The 12619-nt window shown below is 36.1% G+C and carries 8 protein-coding genes; all 8 read right to left on the bottom strand.

The genetic code is table 11. The features are described from left to right. Positions 1 to 161 precede the first annotated feature (161 nt). The gene (locus QNJ50_RS09815; RefSeq protein WP_300634772.1) at positions 162 to 1202 is read right to left on the bottom strand and encodes a hypothetical protein; all 1041 of its coding nucleotides are present in this window, start codon (positions 1200 to 1202) and stop codon (positions 162 to 164) included. 134 nt (positions 1203 to 1336) lie between these two features. After that, positions 1337 to 2101, bottom strand: a complete 765-nt coding sequence (locus tag QNJ50_RS09810; protein ID WP_300634770.1) for a hypothetical protein — start codon at positions 2099 to 2101, stop codon at positions 1337 to 1339. A gap of 154 nt (positions 2102 to 2255) precedes the next feature. Beyond that, positions 2256 to 5003, bottom strand: a complete 2748-nt coding sequence (locus QNJ50_RS09805; RefSeq protein WP_300634768.1) for a hypothetical protein — start codon at positions 5001 to 5003, stop codon at positions 2256 to 2258. Further along, the gene (locus QNJ50_RS09800) at positions 4951 to 5328 is read right to left on the bottom strand and encodes a hypothetical protein (protein ID WP_300634765.1); all 378 of its coding nucleotides are present in this window, start codon (positions 5326 to 5328) and stop codon (positions 4951 to 4953) included. Before QNJ50_RS09800 ends, QNJ50_RS09805 begins: the two co-directional genes overlap by 53 nt. Positions 5329 to 5395: 67 nt before the next feature. Continuing rightward, positions 5396 to 5911 carry a hypothetical protein gene (locus QNJ50_RS09795; protein ID WP_300634763.1) on the bottom strand — a complete coding sequence of 172 codons (516 nt, stop codon included), beginning with the start codon at positions 5909 to 5911 and terminating at the stop codon, positions 5396 to 5398. A gap of 841 nt (positions 5912 to 6752) precedes the next feature. Next, positions 6753 to 9374: a response regulator gene (locus QNJ50_RS09790; protein ID WP_300634760.1), complete on the bottom strand. Its 2622-nt coding sequence runs from the start codon at positions 9372 to 9374 to the stop codon at positions 6753 to 6755. Between the two features lie 350 nt (positions 9375 to 9724). After that, a complete protein-coding gene (locus QNJ50_RS09785; RefSeq protein ID WP_300634757.1) occupies positions 9725 to 10198 on the bottom strand; it encodes a response regulator in 474 nt (157 codons plus the stop codon). 61 nt (positions 10199 to 10259) lie between these two features. Continuing rightward, entirely contained in the window at positions 10260 to 12545 is a 2286-nt protein-coding gene (locus QNJ50_RS09780; RefSeq protein WP_300634754.1) for an ATP-binding protein, read from the bottom strand. Positions 12546 to 12619 lie beyond the last annotated feature (74 nt).

Raw genomic sequence — 12619 nt, 5'->3', positions numbered from 1 at the left:
CTTAGTTCCTTACTTTTAAATGTTGAATGTTGAATGTTGAATTTTGAATGTTGAATTTTGACTTTTTGTTATCACTTGGTGGTAACCTACCTTGGGTATTACTATATTGAATTGCAAATGAGTAACTAATTACCTAATCGCTAATCCCCAATCCCTAAGCTCTAAACTTTCTCACTAACCCAAGAACTTGTATTACTAATTGCGTTAAAAACAGCAAATCCCCCTGACGCTGCAATTAACAAAGATAAAATCGGTGCTAAAACTCCCAGGAAAATCATAAACCACATCAAGTCTATATTGGTATTGGGATTTGAAGATGTTCCATTTACAATCGCACTTGAAGTTAAAATAGCAATAATATTGAAAGAAATTTTGGCAATCCCCATAGCGATAAATCCTGTGATCCATGCAAAGATTGGTTTTCCAGCGACAGGTAATAATGAACCACCCACAGCTAAAGGACCCAATGCTGCTACAAGTAACATTGTAACTTCTATCAAGTTTTGAAAGGCAGACTGTAAAGAAATCAAAAAGCTTTTTATACTTGGTTGAATAGTGGAACCAAGGAGAGAGTTAAAGGCAAATTCTGAAACATTATTGGGATTTAAGATAATTTGATTAACCTGTTCTTCCAACCTCACAATCCAAGGGCGATCGCCATATAAATCCCGGTATTCTTGCCAAAGAGTATCAGTTTTTTCAGTAGCTTTAGCAAAACACTGAACTCTCTGTTCGCCAGATAAAGATTGACAAGGACGCAAAAAAGAAGCTACAACCTCTTCGGCGACGCTCATACTTAATGCTTGTTGATAATATTGATCTGAATCTCCAATTCTTACCACCTGTTGATTAATAGTATTGATGTAATTTCTAACACCTAAGGTTAAGCTAGAAAGAACTGAACCGTTACCAGTATTAGTTAATAATAGAACTACAATAAACGGCCAAATTAAACTCGATATAGGGCGGGAATATTCGCTGTAAATTAAATCTTTAAGCCACTGCATCATAAAAAATAGCAGGGTACCCACCGCAAAAAATACACCAAGATTTGTTAAAGAACCATATAAATTTTCACTGCTATTATTTTGCAATAAATTTAACCATTGTTCGTCCCAAGCCTCAGCGATACTACGTGCAGTTGTTGCACCATCACCAATAATTTCATCAACACCAGTTTGAGCCAATATCTTGATATACATTTTGGGGAATTAGGGTTGAGGACAAGTCAAAAGTCAAAAAAATAATTGACCAATTAACCATTACTCCTTACTTCTTACTTCTTACTCCTTACTTCTTACTCCTTACTTTTTACTTTTTACTTCTTACTCCCTACTCATTCTCTACCAAATAAATCTGATTGGGAACTAGCTCTTAAAAGTCTTGCAACAGATGCAGCTGAGTCCAAGCGACGCGCATTATTTGCTTCTTCTACTTGTTGGGAAATATTTGCCAAGTTTAAATTAGAATACTGTAGATATTGATTTTGTTTAATATTTTGACCTAAAGATTCTGCAATCATTCTTGATTGCTGTCTATTAATTTGTAGCTGTAGATTAGTTTGATTTGAAATTAATCGTCCTAGAAAATTTTGACCGGTTGCTGCTTGACCTAAACCTGCTAATTGATTGAGGATATTCTGATTACTTTCACGGGCTTCATCAGCTTCGCGATTAATATTTTCAATGAGATTTTGAACAGTTTCGAGCTTTATTTGTAATCTTTCTTGTCCTTTTGCACCAAAGTATGATTCTGTTGCAGCACGGGTTAGTTGACGTTCGATTTCATTTCCAATTAATTTACCTTGAACTGCTGGATTATTTTCAAAAATATCAGAAAGTGAATTGTCTGTTATGTCTTGAATGACCTGTTGTCTTACATCAATTGGGTTGGGTAAATTGAGTGCACCTGTAGAATTATTAATTGCGGTAAAACTTCCTTCTCCTGCAGGATTTACAGTTTCGTCAATATTATTTGTTAAGTAATCTTGAAAATCGACAGCGTAGTTTTGAAAATCTGTCCATATATATCCCAATCGCGCCATCGCTGGTAAGCTGACTAAAAATGTAAAACAGATAGTTAAAAAAGTAGTTTTTCGCATAATTTATTAGTATTTATAGTTTGTTAATTTTTAATGGGTAATTGGTAATTGGTAATTGGTAATTGGTTACTCAATTTTTCATTCCTAGTCGCCAATCCCTAATCCCCAGTCGCCAATCCCTAATCCCCAATCCCCAGTCCCTAATCCCTAATCCCTAACCTCCCCGCAAAGATGCAACTAGTTGACGTGCAAAGGTGGAAATCGCTTCATATTTATCTTCATACTTTTGCATACTTTTTTGACGAGCGCTTTGTTCGTCAGGGTTATTTGCTACCACTGCAAGTTGCTCGTAACCTGGATAATACCGACAAAAAGTGTAAATTCCGTTGTCATCAAGTAACCATTGACTGTAAATACCTTCTTTACGGGGAAAAAAGCTTTCTGATGCATTACGTCCAATAATTTGACGGGGATATTTTAAAATATCGACAAAACTATCCACTGCGACTGGTTGAATCCTTCCAATTAACCTAGTAGTTAAGTTTTGCAAAATTTTCGATGCTGCTTTTGATTTTGCGATCGTATCCGGGTCTTGGGCTGATAAAATTACCCTCACACCTGCTTTGGCTCCGTTGGCGCAAATTCTTCCCACTAAGTCAGAAATTTGGTCGAATTCAAATAAAATTGGTGCTTCATCAATAAAAAATATTGAAGCCGGACTGCTAAGGGCGCGGCGTAATGCGGCAGAATAAGCACTTAACGATAGAACTGCTGCATCTTCACTATCCGATAAGTTTCTCAGAGCAAATACCAAAAGCTGAGCATCAGTAGGAAAGCTTGAAGGATAGGAAATAGCTTTACCCACACGACTTGATAACCAAAATCTTAATCTGAGGTGAATTTGACTCAGAGCATCTTCTACTCTTCCACCTAAGGTTTCCATATGTAAATGTTCGGGAGAACAAAATATTAAAAAGTCGTGTAATGTGGGTGTTTTATCCCAAGCATGACTTCCGAAACCACCCTTGATCGCATCTCGGTATCTTTGATTGATTCCCGTATCTTGAAAGAAAGCTGTTAGAGCTAAGTTGAGAACCGAACGTACTGTTTGTGATAGCAGTTGGTCTTGGTTCGATGAACCTAAAACCATGGTCATCAAAGCTGATTCTAAAAAACCAACGTAATCTTGAAAGCGATCGCGTTGTTCCTCAGGACTCAGGAAACGTAAATCTGGTTGTTCAAATAGGTTATTTGATTGCTTTGAGATATCAAAATAAGCTCCCCAACCTGACATAAATTCCGTATAGTCGGTAAAAGTAGATGTACCATCAGGCTTGGGAAAATCTAAGGCGATGACCGGAATATTATGCGCTAGGGCTTGGGTTAAAATTCCCGATACTAATACTGATTTTCCCGCACGGGTAGTAGCAAATAATGCTAAATTTTTATGTTGCTTAAATAAGTCTAAATGTACCGGCGTTCCACCTTCTTCAGCAATCAACTCAAACCCTTGGCGATCGCCCCCGCGAGTATGGACTAGAGGTATTAGTCCCGGTACTTCATTTGTTAAATATAGTTGGCGACGATTAAAGGGTTTTGCTAATAAAACTTCCCAAACTATAGGTAAAGTTTGCAACCATATTTTCCAAGCATATTCTGTTTCCCTTATTACCTGTGCTGGACGTTGAAAGCTGTTCTCAATATATTTTGTTGCTTCGTCTAGCTTTTCTGTACTGTCTCTGTGTACTAAAACCGTAATTCCGGTATAAATAGGCACTGCGCCTTCATAAATTTGTTCTTGTGCTGCTAAGGATTTTTTCAGTTTTAACTGGGCGTTAACATCGATAGTTTTACTTTTCGATTGCGCCATCGTAGCAGTCATATTCGATTGTTTGAGGACACGTTGTAGTGTATTTTTAACCAAGCTCGGATTTGCTGCGCTCAACTGACAAAAAATTTCTGTGTCAACAACCGCTTCCCGGGCGAGTAACTCCCACAAATAACGCAATTGGGATTGTTTATTTTGCCAACCTCCGGGTTTCTCTAGAAAAGTTAATACGCCAATATAACGATTTTTTACATGCACCCAACGGCGATCGGCGCAAGGAATGTGGGATTCCATCAGCAAAGTTGTACTGTGGGGATTATCTATCAGTAACTTGCTGCTAGCTAGATCGGAATAAACCTCTTCGTGCAATCCTTCCTCATTTAAGGTTAGTAATTGGGGAATCTCAATTGCTGATCTATGGTTAAACCGGTACCAAATTTCTTCCCATAGCTCACCTGCATTCATGGCTTTGACATCCAAGCCCATTTTATTGGATAGGATCTGTTCCCAACGGCGAAAACCTTCTTTATAAGCATTAAGGATAACCGTTTCCAAATGCTGGTTTGCTAATACTGTGGCGTCCCCTTTAAACCTCAGCCACCAATCTTCACCCTTTGCAAGTAACCTCTCAATCCAATCATCTGTTTCAGCTGTGTTGGGTTCAACTGTATAGGTCACATAAATTCGTAAAAACTTGGGTTTGCGAATACCATCCCGGGTTAATTCTCTCACCCTGGCACGCTCCGCCATTAAAAGATATTTGATGTCAACTGAAGCCGCATCCTTAACTAGAGATGATAATTCCTCTTGACGCCGAGTTTCCGAGCTAAAGGAGCTTAAATGAAACGTCAGCCTTTCCCCTGCAGGAATATCTTTTAAGCCTGCTTCGATATTATTACAAATCGTATCAACTTGCTCTGGTCTGAGGGTTGTATGAATACCCTGACAATCAAACCCGAAAACAAAGCAAAATCTATCTTTTTGATTACCCTTGGTAAGAACATAAGCTCCCACTTCCCTACCATCCAAACTGACTTGCAGCATGGTAGCAAGATGGAGAGAATCCTCAAAAGGAGTTAATCTAACGTCGCTTCCTGCGAGACCGACGCTTTGTTTTCCGATTTTTTCCTTCATGTTTTACTTCCAGAAAACTTCGATAACGGGCTACACCTCTAGTCCAAGTCGGAACACCAATAAACTTGCTAAGAAACCGCCAACTCCTTCCACCAGTTAAAATCCACCATGTTCCCATACCCCAACCGGTAATTAATGAAGTCCACAGCCATTTTTGAAAATCATCCTCAAAAGCTCCTCCAAAAACTCCATTGACGACAAAATAAGAAGCTAAAGCAATAACCGTCCAAGGAAATACTTGATCTGCGGGTAAGGGTCCTAATGATGGTTGAGTTCCCAATATCCGGTTTACAGGTCGAAAATCCTTATCTCTTTCTTCAGACATTTAGTGTTAATGGGTAATGGGTAATTGGTAACTGTTAACTGTCAACTGTCAACTGGTAACTGATTCCTCAGCTACCACTGGTATCACCAATGATAAAGCCCGTGAGGACGTCAGCGATTGTAACTGCAACAACAACTAGTAAAGGTGTTCTAGCAACAGTTTGCCAATCTTCATCCTTACGAACTGCATTGACCACACCAATTAAAGCAACTGCAATGTATAGCAAGTAAAGGGCTCTTAAAACATTAAACACCAAACTGACTGCGGGTTGCGTGTTTCCTGCATCGGCACCTTGAGTTAAGGTATTTTTAAAAAAGTCTTCTGCCTTACCAAAGAATTGTGCTTGTGCTGGTGCAGCAAAATAATCCAGCCAAAATGCGCTTAAAATAACTGCAACTGCTAAAATTTGACATATTAATAACCATTTTTTGGGTAAATGCACCTGATTTCCAACTTGTCTGATAATGATGACGAGTAAACTTCCCATCAGCAAACAAAACAGCAATATTGGATTTTTAAGACTAACCGCAATTAGAAATACGGCTATCGTTAGTAAAAATGGGATAGATTCTTGCCACCTCATACTTGCCGTTGATTGTATTTTTTATAACTTGGTTTTACGATCTAAATTATTTACTAGTTAAATAATTAATATGTAACTAGGAATTGTCAATTCTTTATATTTAAGAACAGCTTTAGAAATTTTTACCTTCTGTATTTAGATCTTTTTCAATTTAACATTACTGTCAATAAATTTTCGCGTTTCCAGGCGGTATATCGATCTTGGAGTTATCCAAATACACCACCTTGAATTCTCTATCTTCAATGTACTATCAAAAACACGTAAAAATAAATACTTTATATTGAAGGTGTAGTATGTCTAAAATAGTTATTTTTTCAACTGCAAACCGACTACAAAAAATCATCAAAGTATCATTTTTTGCTTGTTCTACCCCTGATTTCAGAAAGTTTATTAATTGAAGATAGAATATCTTTGTATACGGATGGATATTGATGTGAATTAAATATAATTATTTTGGTGAACTTAATTTAATTGTTGTTAACAACCCTAAAGAATTTTATCCTCATATTATCCTCAAAATTAAAGTAGTGGATTTTTTGGTTGTGGATTTACTTTGTTGCACTCATATTTATACTTTGTAGAAAAAATAAATATAGACGGTATTTATGAAACTGCAAGTACCCAAAGCTGAAGCCCAATGAAAAACTGTATCTAACCAACTGTGTGTAACCACACAGGAGAACCAAAATAACTATAATTTATTAATTTATTAATTTATTAATTTATTAAACTATTAAACTTAAAAAACCCACTCCAACAGCTAAAAATAGCCATAATACTTGATGTTGATTATCGCTCCATAATGCAGATAAACGTCCTTTAACTAATAACTAAAGGATGTTTAAACTGATTTGTTTGTAAGTTTTAAGACTACGGCGATAAAATTATCTGGTTCGACTGGTTTGGCGATGTGAGAATGAAACCCGACGGATAAAGCTTGTTTGCGATCCAATTCTCCTGCATATGCAGTCAGGGCGATAGCCGGAATATTTCCTCCTGCTTCGGGTTGTATTTTTCTAATTTCGCTAAGTAACATATATCCATCCATTTCTGGCATTCCGATATCACTAACTAAGATATCTGGTTGTATATTGGGGAATATCTGCAATGCTTCAATCGCAGATGGAACTTGGATCACTTCAGCACCATCTTGTTCTAAGACAAAACTAATAAATTCCCGAGAATCTAGCTCGTCATCTACAACTAAAATCCGAAGACCTTCTAGATTATGTGATTCGATTTCATATGCTGATAAATTATCATCTTTAGATTTAGTTTTATCAGTTTCTAAGAGTGGTACAGATACCGTAAAAGTTGCACCTTTATCTTTACCTAAACTATCAGCTTTGACAGTCCCACCATGCATTTCGACTAAATAGCGGACAATTGCTAATCCTAAACCCAAACCACCAAATCTTCTAGTTGTGGCGCTATCAGCTTGACGAAAATAATCAAATACATGGGGTAAGAATTCTTGAGTAATTCCCTTACCAGTGTCGGTGACTGTAATTTTAGCCTGACTTTCAATCGCTTCTAGTTTAACTGTAAGTTTTCCACCTTTAGGTGTAAATTTGACGCCATTAGAAAGTAAATTCCAAACAATTTGCTGTAATCTTGCTGAGTCACCTAATACTAAATATTTAGGATAATTCGATTCAATTCCAGTTTCCCATAACCCCAAATCAGTATCGATAACTTCAGTGAGGTTGTTTGAATTTAGCTGCTGTGAAGTATCAACTAAAAATTTCAAATCAATGTTTTTAGCTTCTACGGATAATCTAACCGTTTCCAATGCTGATAATATTACATTAACTAGGCTGACTTTTTCGGCTTCTAATTTGAGCTTACCGCGTAAAATGCGAGAAATATCTAATAGGTCTTCGATTAACTGGGACTGAACTTTGGCATTTTTCTCGATAATTTGTAGAGCTTGCTTTTTCCTTTCTTCGTTGAGTTTGCGGTCTTTTAAGAGGATGTTTGACCAGCCTAAAATTGGATTGAGGGGAGAACGTAATTCATGGGAAAGAACAGCTAAAAATTCATCTTTAATTCTATTTGCTTTTTCTGCTTCTTCACGTAAAAACTTTTCACGCTGCAATGAACTTTCTAGCGCTTGCTGTGTTTGTTTGCGCTCATTCAATTCAATTTTTACTCGATCAAACAGCAATGATTGCTGAATTGCAATTCCGACTTGAGTTGCTAACTGTTTTAATAAACTAATTTCTAAATCTTGCCATTCCCGAGGTTTAGAACATTGATGTGCAATCAGTAGTCCCCATAAATTTTCAGCTTCTAAAATTGGTACTACTAAATTAGCTTGAACCTGAAATTGTGTTAGTAAATCAACATGACAAGATGTTAACTTCCCATCATGAATATTTTCTACCTTTTGAACTCTACCTTGTTTATATTTTTCTACCCAATTGCTTGCAAAGCAAGGATCGTAAATCTCTTTTCCCAATATTGCTAACCAATCTAAACCAACTGACTCTGTAAGTACCATACCGTTCCAATCTGGAACTGTAAATTGAAAAATTACTACCCGATCGCAATTTAAGAAGAATCGAACCTGATTTACAGTTGTCTCTAATATTTCTTTTAAATCAAGAGATTGACGCACCTGTTGAGCTATTTGGTACACTAACCTTTCTTGTAAAAAGAACTTTTGAATCTCCTGTTCTTGATTTTTTGCTTCAGTTATATCCGTGAATGTTGCGATCGCTCGCAGCAGTTCATTTTTGCGATCGCAATAAATTTTTCCTCTGCTCTCAATCCAAGCAATGCTACCATCTCGACGGAGATGACGAAATTCTAATTGATACTCACTTTTATGAGAAATTGCGTATTTTATCGACCGGTCAACAATGTCTCTATCTTCTGGGTGAATTATTTGTAAAAAGCTTTCATATGTTGCTAAACAACTATTTTCGGGTATGTCTAATACCTGCGCTAACAACTGGGAACAAACAAAGGTATTTTTTTGAAAATTCCATTCCCACGTACCCATCCCAGCTGTATCGAGTGCTAACTCAAGGCGATCTTGACTTTTCTGTAATTGAGCGCGCAAATTGAATTTGTCAACCGCTGAATTAATAGCCAAACGTAATTCTTCGGCTGTGATTTTTCCCTTTACAATATAGTCTGAAGCTCCCGCTTTCATTGCTTTAACTGCAATTAATTCATCTCCCTGTCCTGTCAACATCACTACAGGAAGATTAGTTGATTGAGTTTCTCTTTGTAATTCTTCAAGAAATTCAATACCGTTAATATCAGGTAATAAGTAATCTAACAAAACCCCATCTAATTGATGATTTAGCCATAGTTCTAAACCTTCAGAACCCAATTCTGCTTCCAAAATTGTGTAATCGTAATTTTTGTCTCTGGTTAGATAACGGCGATAAGTTTCTCTATCTTCTAGACAATCATCAATAATTAGAATCGTCCGTTGTGTAGTCTTACTCATGCTCTGAAGTTATTAATATATTTTATTATCTCGCATACCGAACAAACGTATTATCTTGCATCCCGACCAAAATAATTTCGATTAAATAACAGAAGTGAGTTTTTATCTCAACCTATAAATTCCAAAATCAAAAATCCCAAAATCAAAAACAATTAAGAAAATATTAAAATTGACGCAGGCAAAGAATATTAACATTAATATACATATATATATACCATAGTAAATATTATTAAAAATAATAACAATAATTGGGTACGCAGACAGCTGATGATTAGAAATTAATAATCATCTCGAGGCTATACGAGTTAGAGGATATTATTAAATCGAAAAAATAACTGTAACAGCTAATTCTAAAATACATGAAGAGGTGGTCGATTGATATCAAACCAATATTGACCTAAAGTTTTGACTGTTTCCATTAATTTCTTTACATCAATAGGTTTGATAATGTAGCTATTAGCCCCTTTTTGATAGCAAATCTCCAAATCCTTCGGGTTTGAAGAAGTTGTGAAAATTACTACCGGGATGCTCCTCATGTTCTCATCTGTTTTAATTTCCTCCAAAATTTCCCTTCCATCGGTTCCAGGTAAATTGAGGTCGAGTAAAATTAAGCATGGACGAGGAGAGGAAATTGTATCTGTGTATTCACCGCGATGATAGAGAAAATCTAAAGCTTCGTCACCACTTTCACATCGATATAGCGAGTTTGTTGCACCCGATTTGCGCCAACCACGACTAAATGCTTCAAAATCTTCATCACTGTCTTCGATTACTAATACTGGACAAGTTTTATTTTCCAACTCTGTAATCAATAGATTTGTCATCTTAGAACTTCCATAAATTCTACAACTTACATAAATCTTACAAATTCGATATTTAGACGGCTTAAACTGGTAAGCTTAAATAAAACGTCGTGCCTACTCCTACTTCTGATTTTAGCCAAATTTCTCCTCCGTGACGCTCAACAATTTTTTTGGCGATAGTTAATCCCGCACCCGTACCACCACCATACTGTTTTTTCCCATACAGTCGTTTAAAGATGCGGAAAACATTCTCGTGATGCTTTTGGGGTATTCCAATACCATTATCCTTGACATAAAGCACTACTTGATTTTGAAGTTGTATTTTTTGCTGCAGATTAGGGTCTAATTCTTCCGGTGTATCGAGAAACCCAATTTCAACCTGTTTGCGATCGTTTTTGTTATATTTGATTGCATTACTAATGAGATTAGTCAAAAGTTCGTTAATTTGGATGCGATCGCAATTCACTTTTGGTAATTTACGAGGGACGGAAATTTCAATTGAATCCTCCGCATTACTCATTTTGATAACGTCTATTGCACCGTCTAAAATTTCGTTTAAATCGTTATTTTCCAAAGATAAATCAACTCTTCCCAAGCGAGAAAAATGCAATAGAGAATCAATTAAATCTTCCATTCGCTGAGTCAAGCGAATTAGTGTTTGCAACTTTGATATACCTTCTTCATCCAAGACTTCTGCGTAATCTTCCATCAAAAAAGACGAATAATTATGAATTCCTCGCAACGGTTCTTTTAAGTCATGGGATGCAATATAAGCGAAGGAATCTAATTCGTCATTACTACGTTCCAACTCCAGATTTACCCTTGCTAATTCATCTGCCTTACTTAAAACAATACTAATAATCGCACTTCTTAACTCTGCAACCACTTCTATTTCGCATTTTTTCCAAGGTAAAGCACTATTTTTAACTGTTTCTTGCCATAATTCAAAGGATTTGCGCGGATGAATACGCACTTCACCATCAGGTAGGTTTTCCACCTGTTTAACCGGATTTCCACCCCAATTAACAGTTTGAATAACTTCTGGACGAAACCACAATATATAATTGCGCCGAATTTTGGAAATTGTTAAAGCAAGTAATCCACTGGCAATTTTTTTATATTGCTTTGCCTGTGGATATAGAGTTGGTAAACTATTTGTGTAATAGATATTATCTTCAGTTTGATATTCTAGCCAATTTAATATGTTTTTTATTTCGCTTTTTTCTGGGACTTTTCCTATAGAAATTAAATCATCATTATCACAAATAACTACTCCCGCTGCACTGACAATATCTAATAGTTTTTCTTCTTCTTGAACTAAAGCATCAATAAAATTATTATTTTGGGCAATAGATTCAATAAAATACTTTGGAATATTTTGAATTCTAATTTTATAATCTAGTTCTTCATTATCTTGCTTTTCTAGTAACTCTGCAGACAAAATTTTTCCTAAAAATTCACATGCTGTTCTCACTTCATAGGAAACATGTTGTGGTCGAGAATCATGACAAGCAATTAATCCCCATAATTGTTTGTTACGAATAATTGAAATTGACATGGAAGCTGTCACTCCCATATTCTTCAAATATTCTAGGTGAATTGGAGAAACACTGCGCAGGGAAGAAAAGCTTAAATCGACAACTTTATGGGTCAGGGGGTTAAGTGTGGGGGTAATTTCTATGGGTTCATAATTAACATTACTAATAATCCTCAACCAATTATTAACATACAATTTTCTCGCGGGTAGAGGAATATCAGTTGCAGGATAACGTAAACCCAAATAAGGAATAATTTTATCAGTTTTACTTTCAGCAATGACGTTACCCGAACCATCATCATTAAAGCGATATACCATTACCCGTTCAAAACCCGTCAATTTTCTCACTTCATTGACTATTACATTGCAGGTATCTAACAGCGAAATAGTATTTTGTAGTTTTGCAACACAGCTATTAACTAGATTATAAAATTTAATGAAGTTGACGTACTCTGTTTCTTGAGTTGGTTCTAATTCTAAAATTACTAATCCATCATAGGAATGAATAATTCCATCAAAATATTGAATCTGCTCTTGGGTTGAAAAAGAAATCTTCAGAGGATTTACATGGTCAAAATCTTCCGTCAAGCATTTTTGAATTGAACTAATTTCTGATGCAGCGAGGAAATTAGCTAATGGCTGATTTAATATATCTTCCGGATTGTAACCAAGGACTGACCTAATATTTTTACTAACCTGTAAAATCGTCAAATCCTCTGGAGCTAAGACAAAAAGTATCCCATGGGGTTGGATTGAGTTGGGAATATGGATTTGTTCGCGATCGCAATTCGTTAAGTTGACGTTTTTTGCTGTCACAGATTCTTGTTGCATCGAAACCTAATCCTTTAAAACTCAACTCTTGGAAAAGTAAATCCTCTGAGAAATTAATTCTTTGAGAATGTTAG

The organism is Mastigocoleus sp. MO_188.B34 (genome assembly GCF_030065675.1).
Classification (GTDB): Bacteria; Cyanobacteriota; Cyanobacteriia; order Cyanobacteriales; family Nostocaceae; genus Mastigocoleus.
Note: the sequence above shows the minus strand (reverse complement) of the source record. Positions and strands in the feature narration are given on the sequence as shown.